Here is a 15,417-nt window from a genome sequence, read left to right on the forward strand (position 1 = left end):
CAGCGCCGCGCCAATTCCCCGGTCTCAAGCTCCGAGAAAAAGTAGACATAGAACACCTTGACACCGCGCGCCGAGTCTCTATAGTTCACCACATGGTGAAGTCTCCTGTCAGTCAACTCGATCGTACGTTTTCCGCGCTGGTGGACCCTACGCGGCGGGCCATCCTCGCCCGCCTCGAGCGGGAGCCGGGCCTGTCCGTCACGGAAATCGCACGCCCATTGCCGCTCAAGCTGCCCGCCGTCATGAAGCATCTCGACGTGCTGAGCGACGCCGGGCTCATCACGCGCGCCAAGCATGGGCGGACCGTGTCGGTTGACCTGGTGGCCGGCCCAATGAAAGAGGCGATGGCGTGGCTCAGACGCTATGAGCGCTTCTGGTCCGCGAGCCTCGACCGGCTCGCCGATTTTGTCGAAGGAGAGGAGTGAATATGCAGAAGCCGAGCCTGACGATCGTGCGGCGCCTGAAGGCGCCGCCGCAGAAAGTCTATGCCGCGTGGACGAGACCGGAGTTGATGGCGCGCTGGTGGGGCCCCGACGCCGGGCCGGTGCTGAGCGCCGAAGCCGATCCGCGCGTGGGCGGCCGTTTTCGCGTGGTGTTCCAGACGCTCGACGGCGAAACGCATGACTGCCGCGGCGAATATCAGGAAGTCGAGGCCGACCGCAAGCTCGTGTTTACGTGGCAGTGGGTGACGCTGCCCGAGCGCCGCTCGCTCGTGACGATCACGTTTCGTCCCGTCGACGAAGGCACGGAAATGAATTTCACGCACTCGCAGTTCTTCGACGAAGCCGCGCGCGATGGTCACGATGCGGGCTGGAAAGGCGCGTTCGAGAAGCTCGATGCATTGATCGCGGAACTCGGCGGCACGGGAATTTAAAGCGCTTGAAGAGGCAACATCGAATGGAGTGAACTCACACGGAGACGTCACATGCAGCTTTATTATTCAGAAACGCTGGCCCCTCGCAAGGCTTGCGCAGTTGCGCGTTATTTAGGGTTGCCAATCGAATATGTTTTCGTTGACCTCGGCAAAGGCGAGCACGTTGCGCCCGCTTATCTGGCGATTAATCCGAACGGCAAAGTGCCGTGCCTCGTCGACGGAGAGCGAAGCATCTGGGAAGCCGACGCGATCATTTGCCATCTCGCGCAACTTGCGCAATCGCCGTTGTGGCCGCAGAACGCCGAGCAGCAGACAGACGTGCTGCGCTGGCTGAGCTGGAATAGCCAGCATTTTTATCGCCACGGCGGAACGCTTTACTTCGAGCACCTGATTAAGCCCGCTATTGGACTCGGCGGACCCGACAGCGCGAAGATCGCCGAAGCGCAAGGCTGGTTTCGCAAGCACGCAGCGGTGTTGGACCGGCATCTCGAGAACCGGAAGTGGCTGCTCGGCGACGCGATGAGCATTGCTGACTTCTCGGTCGCCGTCACGTTGCCGTATGCGTCGCGCGCCGCGATGCCGCTCGGCGAGTTTCCGAATGTGGTGCGCTGGCACGATCGGCTGAACGAACTGGAAGCGTGGCGCAATCCGTTTCCTTCGCGGCAGACCAAGGCGGCGGCAGCCTGAGCAAACGCATGGGCCGCGCGATCGTTGCCATGACCTATGACGATCGCGCGCGGCTCGGCTCTCCACCGAACCCACCCGCTGGACTCAATAGCTAGTACAAATTCGCCACCGGTTTTCCAATCGGGTAGCTCATCTCCCGCTTATCACATCCCGCCCCCGGAAAATAAAAAATTTTCCGTAGTCCCGCGCGAAAATCCCGCTATTTAGAGTATTAACTCAGGCCGATTACTTAAGGCATTCGCTTTGCATACGGCGAGCGCCAATCGAAGAAAGATTGTGAAAGGAAGTTGACACGGTAACGTTTGCCAAACTAGGCTACGCACTGTCGTCAATACTGATCCTGTTTTATTGCATTGCACCCGGAAGAGCAGGCGGGCTGCGCTTGACCCGTCGATCCGCAAGGGCGGCTTTAATCGTCTTTCTGAAAGTTTTGTAATAAACGAGTTTCCGCTTTAAAAATCAGCCATTAGTGCTGAGGACATAACACGTCCATATATTCTCGCTAGCAATTCGGTGCTAGTGCGGGAGACCTTTTTCGCTGAAAAAAGAAACACGGCTGAAGTGACTCAACGCACTTTCTTTATACCGATATTGTCAGTCGAGGATTAAAAATGCGTATTAATTTCCGATTGCAGGTGCAGTGCCTGGCGTTAGCCGGAATTATGGTAATGGCCGGCTGCGGAGGAGGCGACGGCTCGGCTTCGTTGACGGGCAAATCCGCGCAAGCTCCAACGGCCGCATCCGACGTTCCGCTAGTGCCGCCGGCGAGCGCCGTGCTGGCGAATACATCGATCGACAAGACCGTGCAGCCGGTCGAATTGCCGAACACGGTCACGCCGATCAACTACAAGCTGTGGTTCAGGCCGAATCCGGCGCTTTCCTCGTTCGACGGCCGCGCCGACGTGCAGATCAAGGTGCTCAAGCCGGTCAACGCGATCACGATTGCCGGCCATCGCGTCAAGTTCACCAACGGCACGATCACGCTTCAACCGGGCAACATCGCGTTGATCGCCACGCCGCAGGACGACGGCGATTTTTATCAGCTGCGGCCCGTCAGCGGCCAGATCGCCGCGGGCAACTACTCGCTGCACATGGAGTGGAGCGGCATCATCAACTTCAAGAGCTATGACGACCCGGTGGCGAAAACGGGCGGCAGTTGCGGCGACGACCACTATCCCGGCTGCTCGGCGGCGGAGGGCGTGTTCCGCGTCGATCTGAAGTCGACCGACGGCACCACGAGCGGCGCGATTCTCACGCAAGGCGAGTCGAATCTCGCGCGGCAATGGTTCCCTGGCTGGGACGAGCCGGCATTCCGGCCGACCTACGAGGTGAGCGCCGAAGTGCCGCAGAACTGGAACGTCGTGTCGAACGCAGCCGAAAAGCCGGCGGTGAACGTGGATAGCGGCTACAAGCTGGTGTCGTTCGAAAAGACGCCGCCGATGCCGTCGTATCTGCTGTTCTTCGGCGGCGGTCAGTTCGATATTCTCGAAGACGATTTCACGAGTCCGCTGCCGGACGGCAAGGGCTTGCATCTGCGCATCTTCACGCCGCCCGGCATGCGTGACTGGGCCAAGCCCGCGATGCAGCAGACCAAGCAGGCGCTCGATTACTACTATCGCTACACGGGCATCCCGTTGCCGCTCACGAAGTTCGACACGGTCGCCGCGAACGACGCGTTCAAGGAGCAGAAGGACCTGAACTTCGGCGGCATGGAGAACTGGGGCGCGATTCTGGAATTCGCCGACGACATCCTGCCCGCGCCGGGCACCACCATGTCCGATTACGGCGTGACGGTGCTCACGCACGAAGCGGCGCATCAGTGGTTCGGCGATCTCGTTACGCTCGACTGGTGGGACGACGTGTGGCTCAACGAATCGTTCGCGACGTTCTTCGAGAACAAGACCAAGGTCCGTTTCTTCCCCGACCGCTTTAGCTGGGTCGACGACGTGAAGAACAAGTACGCGGTCATCAACGCCGATCTCAAGTCGACATCGTTCCCCGTGCAGCCGAACTTCAACGGCTGGGCGTCCAACGACTTCGTGCTGAGCGCAAGCGCCTTCACGTACGACAAGGGCGGCCATGTTCTGAAGACGATCGAGAACTATCTCGGCGAGGAAACGATGCGCAAGGGTCTGCAGCAGTATCTCGCGGACTATTCGCTCGGCAACGTGACGCCGAAACGGCTGTGGGACGAACTCGCGAAGGCGAGCGGCGAACCGATGGTCGCGATCGGCGACAGCTTCGTGCGGCAAACCGGCGTACCGCTGATCTCGCTCGACACGCAGTGCGATCTGACGACGAACCAGACCATCGTGACGCTGAAACAGTCGCCGTTCCCGAATCAGAACCAGTACCCCGGCACGCAGTGGACGATTCCGTTGACGCTTGCTTATGGCGACGGACTCGCCTCGCGCAAGACGGTCGCGATGAAGGACCTGCAAACGCAGTTGCGGCTGAACGGCTGTTCCGCGGTGCTGGCCGATCCGAGCGGCCTGGACTACTACGTGACGAACTACAGCAACAACGCGTGGAGCCAGTTGCTCGCACAAAGCAGCGCACTGAAGGACCCGGTGCTGCTGACGAGCCTGCAACTCGAAGCCAAGCTGCTCGTCGCGCATGGTCTCGCGGACCCGTCGCGTGAATCGAGCATCGGCTCGCTCAGTTCGTCGAATGCGATGGTTGCCCGCCAGTTGCTGAAGGCACCGGCGCCGACCACGCAATCGCTGCGTCCGACGATCCGTTACCAGGGCAAACTGCGCCAGAAGGCTCAAGGAGAGTAAGCCGATCCGCAGCATGGCCGGCGTCGTTCGCGCGATGCCGGCCACTGCACGGTAGCGCTGCAATGTTGAAGACAATGTTGAAGATTCGCGGCCGCCGGGAATAAATTCCGCGCGGCCGCAGTCATGCCTGACGAACCGGGCCCGAAGAACGCTGGATAAGCCGGCGCTCTGTCGGTGGCCCGTCATCGTGAGGCCAACATGTCGTCCCATCCCTTCGATCCATCGCGCCGCGGCGCGCTCAAATGTCTCGCGTTCGGCGGCGCGGGCACGCTGTTCGTGCTTGCCGGCGGCGTGCTGGCGCCGGTTCAACTCGCACTCGCCGCCGACGGCAAACCGGCCGCGGCGAGCGGCGTGCCGCTCTTTCTTCAGATCAGCGATACGCATATCGGCTTCAACAAGGAAGCCAACCCCGATGTGGCCGGCACGCTGAAGCAGACCATCGAGTTCGTCAACGCGATGCCCGTCAAACCGGCGCTCGCCATTCATACCGGCGACATCACGCATCTTTCGAAAGCGTCCGAATTCGATCTCGCCGCGCAGTTGCTGTCGGGACTGCCCGTCACCGAACTGCATACCGTGCCCGGCGAGCACGACGTCACCGACGGGCCCGGAGCCGAGTACTTCCAGCGCTTCGGCAAGGCGTCGAATAACAGGGGTTACTACAGTTTCGACCATCAAGGCGTGCACTTCGTGGGTCTCGTCAATGTGATGCACTTCAAGCCGAACGGCCTGGGCAGTTTCGGCGACGAACAATTGAAGTGGCTCGAAAACGACCTGAAGGCGCGCTCGTCCAGCACGCCGATCGTGGTGTTCGCGCACATGCCGATGTGGACGATTTACGAGCCGTGGGGCTGGGGCACCGGCGACGCGGGCGAGGCGATGAGCTATCTGAAACGCTTCGGCTCGGTGACCGTATTGAACGGACATATCCACCAGATCGTGTCGAAGGTGGAGGGCAACGTCACGTTCCATACCGCGCGCTCCACGGCTTATCCGCAGCCGGCTGCGGGCCAGGGCTCGGGTCCCGGCCCGATGAAGGTCGCCGACGCCCAGTTGCCGAGGATGCTCGGCGTGACGAGCGTCACCATCGCGCGTCATCCGCTCAGCGCGACGCTCGCCGACGCGACGCTCGTCTCGTAGCGCCAATGCCCGCTTCATGGAGATCAGTCATGCAGAACAATTTCATTCGCCGCGGATGGTTTCGGCTTGCTGCCGGCGCAGCATCTGTCACGTTCGTCGCGGTCATCGCGGGCGCCGGCGCACTGTCGGCCTGGGCGGAAACGCCCAACCAGATCGTCATCAAAGACTTCATGTTTTCGCCGATGGCGCTCACCGTCAAAGCCGGGTCCACCGTCACCTGGAAGAATCTCGACGGCGAGCCGCACACGGTCGTCAACGACGCGGGCATCTTCCGCTCCGCGGCACTCGATCAGAACGACACGTATCAGTTTCGCTTCGACAAGCCTGGCGTCTACAACGTGTTTTGCGGCATTCATCCGAACATGAAGGAGACGATCACCGTTCAGTAACTGGGAACTCGTGTCGATGAACCGCGAGGCGTGCCGTTTTCGCCATAGCGCTTTTGTGCCGAAACCTCGTCGAAACGCGCCATCGTTTGGCCGCGCCAGACGAGAGGCGCAAAAACGACGTCGCATTGACGTTGCATCATCGCAGCCAGCATCTCCTGCTTGCGCTCACGCACGACGTCGCGAGAAAATTTCTCGATTTGGTGGAGGGCGCAACCATTTCCGTGCGCGTCGTGGCGCGAAGGGTTGAAGTCTGTCCGCGCGGCGTTCGTCGAAATCGGCCATGACCGGCCCGATTTTTGCATGGAAGGGAGCCCCCGCATCCGCCGCTGGTTTCATCGCCATGCGCGGCGGGCTTTCGCAGCGGGACTTGCCCCCATCGAGGCACTAAAGTGTGTCGCATATGCATGCGGCGTTGAACGTTTTACCTGCTTTTCCAGGCTCGAATGCGATCTGCCGAACAGACGTTCGAAGCAGAGCCCGTCGTGTTGTCGCTATCGGACGAGAGAGTTACATTCTTCCAGCAGCGTTTGCATCGACCGTGCGAATTGTGTGATCCAGGCCTGATGGAGCGTCAGACGGAAGAATTGCGGAGCGTATTACGATGTACAACGATCCTGACTTGCCTCCTGTTCGCGGAGACTACGACGATGCAGCGCGCGAGAGCGACGCCGCGGACGTGACGGGCACGGCCCCCCGCTTCGGACGTCTTGCGCTGTGCGTGGCGGCAGCGAGCGCGCTGGCGTTCGGCGTCGTCGGCACGGTCGCTTATAGCGTCTGGTTCAATAGCGATCAGCAGACTTATGCGGAGGCCATCGCCCGCGCGCGCCAGGCGTTGCGCATGCCGGCGCCTGGCAACGCGGCAACGGTGCTGGCGAAATCGTCGGAGGTGAATGGCAATGCGTCGGATACGCGACCAGCGACGACCACGCCCTCGGCAGCATCGGTCGCGACCACGCCGTTCGTGACGTCCGCGATCGGCGCACCTGCGCGAAGTCCCGGCTCTGCGCCCGCCGCCGCATCTGTCACTGCACCCGCCGTTGCACCCAACACGCCCGCCGACTCCATCGCACTGCTCGACTTGCCCGCAATGCCGGCGCAAGCATCCGCATCCACTGCCGATGACAATCGCAAGCCGTCGACGTGGGCCGGCCAGATCATACGTCCGCAGCAAGACGAGGTCGAAGAGGTGCTCGCGGACGACGGCGCCGACGCGCCCTCGACGTTGGCGGCTGCGCGAGGCGCTGCGCGTCCCGCGATGCAAGCCACCGCGGGCCCGGCCGAAGCGCCCGCGCCGGAGCTTGCCTCGAGCCGTCCCGCGCGCGAAGCGAAATACGCACCGCAGGAACGGCGCGCGTCGGCAAACGGCGCGCGGCGCAAAGGCAATCTCTTCACCAAAATGGGTTCGTTCTTTCGACGCATAAGCTATCGACAACATGGCAGCGGAAGCCAGCAAGACCTCTACTCCCATCCCTGAGCCGCTGTTCGGGTCGCGCCCGGGCCTGCCGCGTGCCAACGGCTGGCGGCTCACGCTCGGTCCCGCCACCGTCGCCGTGGCGTCGCTGCTGTGCCTGCTGGTCGGCCTGCTGTATCTGGCCATGCAGATCAGGACCGTGTTCTCCGATCACGTCAAACAGGAATACGCGAGTCTCGTGCTCGAAGCGGTCGAGCGGGCCGAGACGGCGCGCGCGCGCGTCGGCGTGTGGGACGAGGTGCCCGGCGCGCACGAGTCCGCAGCCGCGGGTTACCGCGACGCGCGCGCCGAACTGACGCGGCGCCTCGCGTCGCTTGCCGCGCTGGTGAATGCGAGTCCGGCGGGCTCGCCGCGCATTCCCTCGTCCGTGCTGTTGCCGGATACCACGCTCGCGCAGATGGACACGTTGCTCCACGACGCGTCGTCGTATTGGCACGCGCGACGCGACGCCGAAAGCGCCGACATGCGCAAGCGGATCACGCTCGTCGCGCGTATGTTGCTCGCCGTCGCGGCGCTGCTTTTCTGCATGCTGCTGACGGCGCTCGGCATGTATGCGAAGCGCAATCGTCTGTTGGCCGGGCAGTCGCACGAGTTCGAACACGCGGCGCTGCACGACCCGATGACGGGCCTCGCGAACCGGCGCAAGCTGGTTGCCGCGTTGGAGCAGGCCGCCACTCAGGTGTCGACCGGCGCGAGGCTGCGCAAGATCGCCGTGCTGTATATGGATCTCGACGGCTTCAAGAAGGTCAACGATTCGCTGGGTCATCGCGTCGGCGACGAGTTTCTCATCGAGGTCTCCAAGCGCTTTCGCGAATCGGTGCGCAAGGACGATGTCGTCGCGCGCATCGGCGGCGATGAATTCGCGGTGCTGGTGCGCGAATTCTCCGAGCAGGACGAGCTGCGCCACATCGCGCAGCGGCTGATCGGCTGCGTGGTTCGCACCGACGAACAGATGGGCATGGGCATGGTTCGCGCGAGCATCGGCATCGCGAGTTATCCCGATCTCGTCGACGACTATCGCCGCCTCGTGGTTGCCGCCGACGAAGCCATGTACCAGGTCAAGCGCAGCGGCAAGGACGGTTACGCGTTCGCATCGCGCGGGCGCGAGCAGTGAGGCAACGCTGCGCTTCACCGCTGTCCCTTACATCACGCGCTTCTCACCATCTCCTCGACACCCGCATTGAACGCTTCATCGCGGCCGCGGCGAACCTGCCGCGCGCCGGCAGCGTTCGCCGTTCTCGCGCGGCCCGGCGTCTTGCGAACACGCGTGTCCTGCACGGCGGGACGTGCATCGACGAGATCCGCATACAGCGCGAGATAGTTCGACGTCGACACTTCCCAGCTCGAGTCGCGGCTCATCGCGTTGCGCTGCAACGCATGCCACGACGACGGCTGCGCGAATGCCGCAAGCGCGCGGCCTACCGCATGCACGATGTCGTGCGGATGCTGGCCGTCGAATAGAAAGCCGGTCGCGCAATCTTCGTCGCGCGCTTCATGCGGCGCGTAATCGACGATCGTATCCGCGAGGCCGCCCACTCGCGAGGCCACCGGAATCGTGCCGTAACGCATTGCATAGAGCTGCGTGAGTCCGCAAGGCTCGAAGCGGCTGCCGTGCAGCAGCATGTCCGCGCCCGCGTGCAGCATATGCGCGCGCCGCTCGTCGTAATCGATCTGCACACCCACACGGCCCGGCCACGCTGCGGCCAGTTCCTGCATCGCGTGTTCGAAAGCGCGCTCGCCCTGGCCGAGGATCGCAAACTGCAAACGCGGATGCTGCTCGAGCAACATGGGCAGTGCGCGTATCGCTACATCGGCGAGTTTCTGTTCCGTGAGACGGCTGCCGATGGCCACAAGCGGCGCAAACGGCTCGCGCGTCAAACCGAATGCCTGTTGCAGTTCGCGCTTGCAGGCCTGCTTGCCGGCGGTGTCGTCGACCGAATAGGCGCGGGCAATGTACTCGTCGCGAGCGGGATTCCACACCGACATGTCGATGCCGTTGACGATGCCGGTGAGTTTCGCCGCCTGCGCCTGCAACACACCTTCCATTCCGTGGCCGAAGCAGGGCGTGAGGATTTCGCGCGCATAGCGCCGGCTCACGGTCGTGACGCGATCCGCGTGTACGATGCCGGCCTTCATCATGCTGAGCGATCCGTAAAATTCGATGCTGCGCTCGTCGGTCAATGCGGGCACGAGTAACTCGGGCGGCACGCCGATCCAGCCGCCCATCGCGAGCGGATGGTTGCCCTGGAATGCGAGGTTGTGAATCGTGAACACGCTTTTCGCGGCCACGCCCGCGAGGCGCATATAAAGCGGCGTGAGACCTGCATGCCAATCGTGCGCGTGCACGATGTCGGGGCGCCTCAGATTGCGAACGCCGCGCGCCACGCGCGTCGCCGCGGCGGCGAGCGACGCAAAGCGCGTGAGGTTGTCGAGGTAATCGCGTCCTTGCGGATTGCGGTACAAGCCTTCGCGTGCAAACAGATGGTCCATTTGCAGCAGCAGCACCGTCACGCCCGTGTCGGGCATCCGCCCGCGCAACAGGCGCGCGTCGCCGCCGGGCAGGCCGGTCATGCGCGCAACTGGGGCGATGTCGACAGCGCGTTCCAGCGCGGACGGATAGGCGGGCATCAGGATAGAGACGTCGACGCCCGCGTCGCGCAACGCGGCGGCATAGGCGCTGACCATGTCGCCGAGTCCGCCGGATTTGGCCAGAGGCACGGCTTCGGAAGCGACAAGTAGAACGTTAAGCGGCAAGGTGGCCCCCAGAGGACGCGATATGCACTTGTGCAGTGCGGCGGAAACACAGGGCCATAAAACAGCAAACGCTGTGCCCAGTACGTCGTTCTTCGCGGGCAGCGTCGATGCGAATGTTTCAGCGGTTAGGGCGGTTGCGCTCCCGCCGATTTTTCACGCGCGTGTACTTTTGACGTCCGTTCGTCGAGCGCAATAAAAAAAGCCGTCGCGCGAGGCGACGGCTTTCGCAGGCGGCGTGCGCCGTCCGTATCAATGCGCCGATGCGTGCGTGTGCTCGACGCGTCCGCTTTGCGTCATCGCACTCACGATGACGAAGACGATCACGTTGACCGCCAGCGCGACGAAACCGATGTTCACGTCTTTCATCGCGTCGGGCAGGAAAGGCATTAATTGCCCGATGGTCAGGTGCATCGTCGTGGTGATCGCGACCACGGCCACGCCCGCGAGGATGCCGCAGAACGCGCCTTGCTTGGTCGCCCGGTTGCGCGGAAAGAGACTGCAGATCACCGCGGGGAAGAGTTGCGTGACGAAGCTGTAGCCCATCAGCAGCAAGGCCACGATGGTCTCGCCGCCATGCAGCGTGAAGGCAACCGCGACCAGCGCGACGACCGGCACGAGCACGCGCGCGAGGTTGGCGACCGTAGCGTCGGACGCATTGCGGTTCACCATGCCGCGATAGACGTCGTTGGCGAGCAGCGTGGACGCCGACGTGAGAATCATCGAGCCCGGCACCAGCGCGGTCAGAATGCCGGCCGCGCCGATCACGCCGACGAACCACGGGTCGAAGGTCTGCAACGAAAGACGGAACAGCGACAGGTCGATGTCGCCGCCTTTCAGCCCCGGCACCTTGAGCGTCGCCGCGAAGCCCACGAAAAACACGAACAGCAGAATCAGTTGATACAGCGGCAGCACCATCGCGTTGCGGCGAAAAATGCGCTCGTCCTTCGCGGTGAAGATCGAGCCGAACGTGTGCGGCCACATGAAAAAGCCGAGCGCCGTGAGCAGCACGGTCGACTGGAACCACGTCACGCTCGAGCCCTTCGCCGGGAAAGTCAGGAAGCCGGGGCGGGCGGTGTCGATGGCATGGAACATCTCGCCGAGGCCGCCGTAGTAGTGCAGCGGCAGATAAATGCCGAGGAACAGCACGATGGCGAGAATCAGCAGATCTTTCACGACCGAATTCCACGCGGAGCCGCGCACGCCCGAGACGATCACATACACGGTGACCACGGCCGCGCCGATCCAGATCGCCGCCGTCGACGAAATCGCGCCATACGAAGCGGTCGCGACGATGATGCCGAGGCCCTTTAGTTGCAGCACGAGGTAGGGAATCAGCGCGGCCACGCCGACCAGCGCGACGAGCGTGCCGAGCGCGGGGCTCTCGTATTTGCGCGTGAAGAAATGCGGCTGCGAAACGAGGCGCTGCTGTTTCGCATAACGCCAGATGGGCGGCAGCATCCAGTACGAAAGAATGTAGGCGAGCGTGCCGTACGCCAGAATGTAGTAGACAGGCGCGCCCTTGCCGTATGCAAAGCCGCTGCCGCCGAGGAACGTGAACGTCGTATAGATCTCGCCGGCCATCAGCAGGAACACGAAGGCGGTGCCGAAGCTGCGGCCGCCCACGGTCCACTGTTCGAGGCTCATGTCGTGGCCATGCCTGGCGCGCACGCCCAGAAACAGCGCAAACAGCGTAATCGCTGCAATGATGACGAGTGCGCTCATGGGCGGACCTCCTCGCTGTCCGCCGCGATCTGCCGGTTCGACGGATCGAGACGGTAGATGATCGCCATGATGATCGAACTCAACACCACCCACGCGACGATCCATCCCAGCACGAACGGCATGCCGAGCAGCAGCGGCTCGACGCGGTTCACAAACGGAACACCGAGCAGAATGCCGATGAACGGCAGCGCGGCGAGTACACGAAGCAACATGGGGCAACTCCTCGAACGGTGAGTAGATCTCGTTGAAACTGCGGCTTCGCTGGCGACTGTATGCCGGATGCTTTGGTCGCGTAAAGCAGTTCAAAATAAATGTAGGCTGTCTGAAAGTTGCGCGCGCATCGATTCACGCTCGGCGGATCGGCTTGTTGCATTGCAATGCGCCAGGCTCGTGAGCAAAGGCCGCATTGCAATGCCGCGCGTCCGCGCATTTTCCGCGAACTTATATCGCGCCGCGATATGATTCCGGCTGAGCAGCCGCCATGCCGGGCCGCCGCACAACACGGATCGCATATGATCGAAAGCCTGATCTCGGACATTCTGTTTGGCTTCACGGGGCTCATCAGCATCATCAACCCGATCGGCGTCGCCTTTGTCTTTCTGGACCGGACGGCTTCGCTGACGACCGAAGAGCGCAGGGTGCTCGCCAGAAAGATCGCGATCAATGTGGTGTGCGTGCTGCTGGTGGCGTTTTTCATCGGTACGCCGATTCTGCATTTCTTCGGCATTTCGATGGAGGCGCTGCGCATCGGCGGCGGGCTGGCCGTCGCGGTGGGCGGCTGGCAAATGCTCAATGCGCCCGACACGCAGCCCGCCGAACAGCCGGGCGTGAAGCGCGTCGACGCCGAGAACGCGAAGGCGCGCGCCTTCTTCCCGCTGACCATCCCGCTCACAACCGGGCCGGGCTCGATTGCCACGGCCATTGCGCTCACCGCGAACCGCACGCATAAGCTCTCGGAATTCGTGCTGTCGGGTATCGCCTCCGTGGTGATCTCGCTCGCGGTTGCGCTTACCGTCTACGTGGTCTATAGCCGCTCCGACGTCTTCGCCAGGTATCTCGGCACGGAAGGCACGAAGGTGGCGATGCGCGTGTCGTCGTTCCTGCTGTTGTGCATCGGCGTCCAGATCATGCTGACCGGCTTCTCCGAATTCCTCATTCCCATTGCGACGATGCAGCCGGCGGTGAGCAAATAAGCGCCCTCCATTGAGCACGCCGCAAAAATCTATTGCGAAAAACGGATAGTGAACGGGCGCTGCATCGCCTATAGTTCGGCGGCAATTGTGTCTTGGTTTTACTCCTGGTTTTGCCTCTGCTTTGCCCCCGCGTTGCCCAGTACAGCGTCACAAGAAGCATCATAAAAACTCACGGCGAGACAATGAGATTACACACAAAACTGGTGGCCGCACTCGCGGTCGCGAGCCCGCTTGCATATGGTCAAACGAGCGTCACGCTATATGGCCGTCTCGATGCGGGCATCGAATACATGAATCACATCGACAACGGCGCGGGCGGAAATTCGAGCCGTTGGCGCGGCGAAGGCGGCGACTGGGGCACCAGCATGCTCGGCCTGAAGGGCACCGAGGAACTGGGCGGCGGACTCAAGGCGATCTTCAATCTCGAGACCGGTCTGCAGGTGATGGACGGCACGACGAGCGGCGGACGCCTGTGGTCGCGGCGCGCATTCGCGGGCCTGAGCAGCCAGACGTGGGGCACGCTGCAAGCGGGCCGCAATCTTTTCATCGACAGCGACGGCGTGTGGGAATTCGATCCCTTCGTGCAGCAGGCGTTTTCGTCGGCGTCGCTCGTGCGCGGACGCAACTGGCAGCAAACCAGCAATAACGTCGAATATCACAGCCCGAATTTCTGGGGCTTCGACGTGCAGGCGCAGTACGCATTCGGCAATCAGCCGGGCGCGTTCAACAGCGGCGCGAGCGGCGAGTTCGGCCGCTCGGACGGCATCATGCTGACCTATCATTCGCAGCTCTTCGACGTACGCGGCATCTACGACGAACTGCGCGACAGCAATGGCCGGTTCTCGAATATCTTCCAGAGTTCGCGCGAGTACTTTGTCGGCGCGAACGTGCATTTCGACGCGGTGAAGATTCAGGGCGCCTATACGCATTACTCGGCGCCCGATTCGCCCGCAGGCGTGGCCGACACCGCCGACCATTACTGGCTTGGCGCGACCTACAACTTCCAGCCGCGCTGGGCGGTGACCGCGGGCGGCTACTACGTGAAGGTCGGCGACGGCACCGGAGATGCCGCGCATGATCCGTCCGGCCACGCGATGATGTACGTGCTCGGCACCACCTATAACCTGTCGAAGCGCACGTTCGTCTACGGCACCGTGGGCTATGTGCGCAACAGCGGCAACTCGAACTTTTCGCTGCAGGCTTCGCCGCGCGATGCCGCGAACAACACGAACCCGCTCGTCGGCGAATCGCAGACCGGCGCTTACGTCGGCATGCTGCATCAGTTCTGATTTGCTATGTGGGTTAGCGGCGCGCGATTTTTAGCGCGCCGCTTTTACGTTGCGCTGTGCGTCCGCGCGTCCGCGCGTCCACGCGAAACACACAAAACACACGAACCGCGAAGCGAATTCAAGCCCGCCGCACGCCAGGCCGCAGCGCATGCAGCGGCGGTGGCGCCGCGGGCGGATCGCCTTCGGGTGCGCCCGGCGGCGGGCCGCCTGGATCGTCGTCCGGCGCGGGCGGCGGATCGGGATCGATGTTCGGCGGCGGCGGCGCTTCCGGGTCTATCTCCGGCGGCGTCGGCGTGTGCATGACAAAAGTCGCTGCGTCGTGCGTGTCCCTCAGGGTCATCGTGACCTCCGTCATCGTTCGTGTTTTGCGCGCAATGCGCATGCCTCTCTGATTCCTCCATCGCCTTTTGCGTAGCGGCTTTCGCGTGTGGAACGGACGTTGCTCCGTTCCGTCACGCGGCATGCGCGGAGCATGACGCGGCACAGCGTGGGCTGCTCCCCGAGCAGCGGGTACAGGGACAAGGAAATACACATGGCGCGACACAAGGCCGACGTCGCCGACGGCGAGTTCGAGATTTTCGCCAGCTATCACGGAACAGGCGACGGCCGTTACGTAGGTGGACTGAAGGTTGTCCGCAAAGCGGACAGGAGGATTCTTTTTCCGTTCGACGGCGCTCCCGAGATCGGGCCCTACGAGACGGCGGACCAGGCGCGCCGCGCCGCCATCGAGTACGGCAAGCAGATCGTCGCCGCCGACCGGGCTTCGCCGGAAAAGTGACGACAGCGCGCTCGCACTCGTCAAGGCATTCCGCCTAACGAAGGCGAGATCGTGCTGCCGCGGTTCGGATCGTCGGGATGTTCGTCCGGGACCACGGGACGCGCCGACAGCGGCGGATGGCTGCGATAACAAACGTCGATGGAATCGTTTATTACGCATTGCGCGAACGCATCGGCGTCGCTCTTTTGCGAGAACGTGTAAAGCGTTCGTTCGACTTGCACTTCCGTATCGGACACGCGAATGGTGGTGACTGTCATGAGGCGCTCCTTTTTACAAAGATGAATCCGAAGCTTCAGCAAGTTTCGATGCAATGGCCGTGCCCAACCCGCGCGCCCATGCG

Annotated in this window: 17 protein-coding genes; 11 read left to right on the forward strand and 6 right to left on the reverse strand. The window is 62.7% G+C overall.

From position 1 onward, the window contains the following. The first annotated feature begins 92 nt into the window (after window positions 1–92). The 6 genes from P0D87_RS05275 (at window position 93) to P0D87_RS05300 (ending at window position 5,870) form a co-directional block, all read left to right on the forward strand. On the forward strand, window positions 93–425 hold the full coding sequence (locus P0D87_RS05275; RefSeq protein ID WP_053859145.1) for an ArsR/SmtB family transcription factor: 333 nt from the start codon (window positions 93–95) through the stop codon (window positions 423–425). Between the two features lie 2 nt (window positions 426–427). Then, on the forward strand, window positions 428–874 hold the full coding sequence (locus P0D87_RS05280) for an SRPBCC family protein (protein WP_053859144.1): 447 nt from the start codon (window positions 428–430) through the stop codon (window positions 872–874). A gap of 51 nt (window positions 875–925) precedes the next feature. Further along, on the forward strand, window positions 926–1,561 hold the full coding sequence (locus tag P0D87_RS05285) for a glutathione S-transferase family protein (protein ID WP_053859143.1): 636 nt from the start codon (window positions 926–928) through the stop codon (window positions 1,559–1,561). Window positions 1,562–2,172: 611 nt separating this feature from the next. After that, the gene (locus P0D87_RS05290) at window positions 2,173–4,341 is read left to right on the forward strand and encodes a M1 family metallopeptidase (protein WP_029970572.1); all 2,169 of its coding nucleotides are present in this window, start codon (window positions 2,173–2,175) and stop codon (window positions 4,339–4,341) included. Window positions 4,342–4,539: 198 nt separating this feature from the next. Then, window positions 4,540–5,481, forward strand: coding sequence for a metallophosphoesterase family protein (locus P0D87_RS05295; RefSeq protein ID WP_053859142.1), 942 nt, complete (start codon window positions 4,540–4,542; stop codon window positions 5,479–5,481). A gap of 29 nt (window positions 5,482–5,510) precedes the next feature. Then, the gene (locus tag P0D87_RS05300; RefSeq protein ID WP_053859141.1) at window positions 5,511–5,870 is read left to right on the forward strand and encodes a cupredoxin domain-containing protein; all 360 of its coding nucleotides are present in this window, start codon (window positions 5,511–5,513) and stop codon (window positions 5,868–5,870) included. Here P0D87_RS05300 and P0D87_RS05305 read toward each other — a convergent pair. Continuing rightward, window positions 5,864–6,172 carry a hypothetical protein gene (locus P0D87_RS05305; protein WP_053859140.1) on the reverse strand — a complete coding sequence of 103 codons (309 nt, stop codon included), beginning with the start codon at window positions 6,170–6,172 and terminating at the stop codon, window positions 5,864–5,866. The two genes, P0D87_RS05300 and P0D87_RS05305, sit on opposite strands and share 7 nt — an antisense overlap. Before the next feature lie 299 nt (window positions 6,173–6,471). On the opposite strand from P0D87_RS05305, the gene P0D87_RS05310 reads away from it, so the two are divergent. Both P0D87_RS05310 and P0D87_RS05315 read left to right on the forward strand, forming a co-directional pair. Next, window positions 6,472–7,344, forward strand: coding sequence for a hypothetical protein (locus P0D87_RS05310; RefSeq protein ID WP_053859139.1), 873 nt, complete (start codon window positions 6,472–6,474; stop codon window positions 7,342–7,344). Further along, window positions 7,304–8,455 (forward strand): GGDEF domain-containing protein, encoded by a 1,152-nt coding sequence (locus P0D87_RS05315; protein WP_006047035.1) that lies wholly within the window; start codon window positions 7,304–7,306, stop codon window positions 8,453–8,455. Before P0D87_RS05310 ends, P0D87_RS05315 begins: the two co-directional genes overlap by 41 nt. Window positions 8,456–8,487: 32 nt before the next feature. Here the strand turns inward: P0D87_RS05315 and glgA are convergent, their stop codons facing one another. The 3 genes from glgA to P0D87_RS05330 all read right to left on the reverse strand — a co-directional run bounded on the left by glgA (window position 8,488) and on the right by P0D87_RS05330 (window position 12,029). Then, window positions 8,488–10,095, reverse strand: coding sequence for a glycogen synthase GlgA (glgA, locus tag P0D87_RS05320; RefSeq protein WP_171799901.1), 1,608 nt, complete (start codon window positions 10,093–10,095; stop codon window positions 8,488–8,490). A gap of 249 nt (window positions 10,096–10,344) precedes the next feature. Continuing rightward, on the reverse strand, window positions 10,345–11,817 hold the full coding sequence (locus tag P0D87_RS05325) for a sodium:solute symporter family protein (RefSeq protein ID WP_006047037.1): 1,473 nt from the start codon (window positions 11,815–11,817) through the stop codon (window positions 10,345–10,347). After that, the gene (locus P0D87_RS05330) at window positions 11,814–12,029 is read right to left on the reverse strand and encodes a DUF3311 domain-containing protein (RefSeq protein WP_006047038.1); all 216 of its coding nucleotides are present in this window, start codon (window positions 12,027–12,029) and stop codon (window positions 11,814–11,816) included. The genes P0D87_RS05325 and P0D87_RS05330 overlap by 4 nt, the downstream gene beginning before the upstream one ends. A gap of 300 nt (window positions 12,030–12,329) precedes the next feature. Here P0D87_RS05330 and P0D87_RS05335 point away from each other — a divergent pair, with 300 nt between their 5' ends. Further along, on the forward strand, window positions 12,330–13,010 hold the full coding sequence (locus P0D87_RS05335) for a MarC family protein (protein WP_006047039.1): 681 nt from the start codon (window positions 12,330–12,332) through the stop codon (window positions 13,008–13,010). Window positions 13,011–13,192: 182 nt separating this feature from the next. Next, window positions 13,193–14,299 carry a porin gene (locus P0D87_RS05340; RefSeq protein ID WP_053859136.1) on the forward strand — a complete coding sequence of 369 codons (1,107 nt, stop codon included), beginning with the start codon at window positions 13,193–13,195 and terminating at the stop codon, window positions 14,297–14,299. A gap of 118 nt (window positions 14,300–14,417) precedes the next feature. Here P0D87_RS05340 and P0D87_RS05345 read toward each other — a convergent pair whose 3' ends face one another. Continuing rightward, a complete protein-coding gene (locus P0D87_RS05345) occupies window positions 14,418–14,639 on the reverse strand; it encodes a hypothetical protein (RefSeq protein WP_029970581.1) in 222 nt (73 codons plus the stop codon). A gap of 192 nt (window positions 14,640–14,831) precedes the next feature. Between P0D87_RS05345 and P0D87_RS05350 the strand changes: the two genes are divergently transcribed. Further along, entirely contained in the window at window positions 14,832–15,077 is a 246-nt protein-coding gene (locus P0D87_RS05350) for a DUF6723 family protein (protein WP_006047043.1), read from the forward strand. Window positions 15,078–15,097: 20 nt separating this feature from the next. Here P0D87_RS05350 and P0D87_RS05355 read toward each other — a convergent pair whose 3' ends face one another. Further along, window positions 15,098–15,334 (reverse strand): hypothetical protein, encoded by a 237-nt coding sequence (locus P0D87_RS05355; protein WP_006047044.1) that lies wholly within the window; start codon window positions 15,332–15,334, stop codon window positions 15,098–15,100. Window positions 15,335–15,417: the final 83 nt, after the last annotated feature.

Source organism: Paraburkholderia sp. RL17-368-BIF-A (assembly GCF_046054045.1).
Taxonomy (GTDB): domain Bacteria; phylum Pseudomonadota; class Gammaproteobacteria; order Burkholderiales; family Burkholderiaceae; genus Paraburkholderia; species Paraburkholderia graminis.

What these genes read in the sequence shown, in the direction of transcription:
- P0D87_RS05275 (WP_053859145.1), top strand. Translation starts at nt 93, where the DNA reads ATGGTGAAGTCTCCTGTCAGTCAACTCGATCGTACGTTTTCCGCGCTG.
- P0D87_RS05280 (WP_053859144.1), top strand. Translation starts at nt 428, where the DNA reads ATGCAGAAGCCGAGCCTGACGATCGTGCGGCGCCTGAAGGCGCCGCCG.
- P0D87_RS05285 (WP_053859143.1), top strand. Translation starts at nt 926, where the DNA reads ATGCAGCTTTATTATTCAGAAACGCTGGCCCCTCGCAAGGCTTGCGCA.
- P0D87_RS05290 (WP_029970572.1), top strand. Translation starts at nt 2,173, where the DNA reads ATGCGTATTAATTTCCGATTGCAGGTGCAGTGCCTGGCGTTAGCCGGA.
- P0D87_RS05295 (WP_053859142.1), top strand. Translation starts at nt 4,540, where the DNA reads ATGTCGTCCCATCCCTTCGATCCATCGCGCCGCGGCGCGCTCAAATGT.
- P0D87_RS05300 (WP_053859141.1), top strand. Translation starts at nt 5,511, where the DNA reads ATGCAGAACAATTTCATTCGCCGCGGATGGTTTCGGCTTGCTGCCGGC.
- P0D87_RS05305 (WP_053859140.1), bottom strand. Translation starts at nt 6,172, where the DNA reads ATGCAAAAATCGGGCCGGTCATGGCCGATTTCGACGAACGCCGCGCGG.
- P0D87_RS05310 (WP_053859139.1), top strand. Translation starts at nt 6,472, where the DNA reads ATGTACAACGATCCTGACTTGCCTCCTGTTCGCGGAGACTACGACGAT.
- P0D87_RS05315 (WP_006047035.1), top strand. Translation starts at nt 7,304, where the DNA reads ATGGCAGCGGAAGCCAGCAAGACCTCTACTCCCATCCCTGAGCCGCTG.
- P0D87_RS05325 (WP_006047037.1), bottom strand. Translation starts at nt 11,817, where the DNA reads ATGAGCGCACTCGTCATCATTGCAGCGATTACGCTGTTTGCGCTGTTT.
- P0D87_RS05330 (WP_006047038.1), bottom strand. Translation starts at nt 12,029, where the DNA reads ATGTTGCTTCGTGTACTCGCCGCGCTGCCGTTCATCGGCATTCTGCTC.
- P0D87_RS05335 (WP_006047039.1), top strand. Translation starts at nt 12,330, where the DNA reads ATGATCGAAAGCCTGATCTCGGACATTCTGTTTGGCTTCACGGGGCTC.
- P0D87_RS05340 (WP_053859136.1), top strand. Translation starts at nt 13,193, where the DNA reads ATGAGATTACACACAAAACTGGTGGCCGCACTCGCGGTCGCGAGCCCG.
- P0D87_RS05345 (WP_029970581.1), bottom strand. Translation starts at nt 14,639, where the DNA reads ATGACCCTGAGGGACACGCACGACGCAGCGACTTTTGTCATGCACACG.
- P0D87_RS05350 (WP_006047043.1), top strand. Translation starts at nt 14,832, where the DNA reads ATGGCGCGACACAAGGCCGACGTCGCCGACGGCGAGTTCGAGATTTTC.
- P0D87_RS05355 (WP_006047044.1), bottom strand. Translation starts at nt 15,334, where the DNA reads ATGACAGTCACCACCATTCGCGTGTCCGATACGGAAGTGCAAGTCGAA.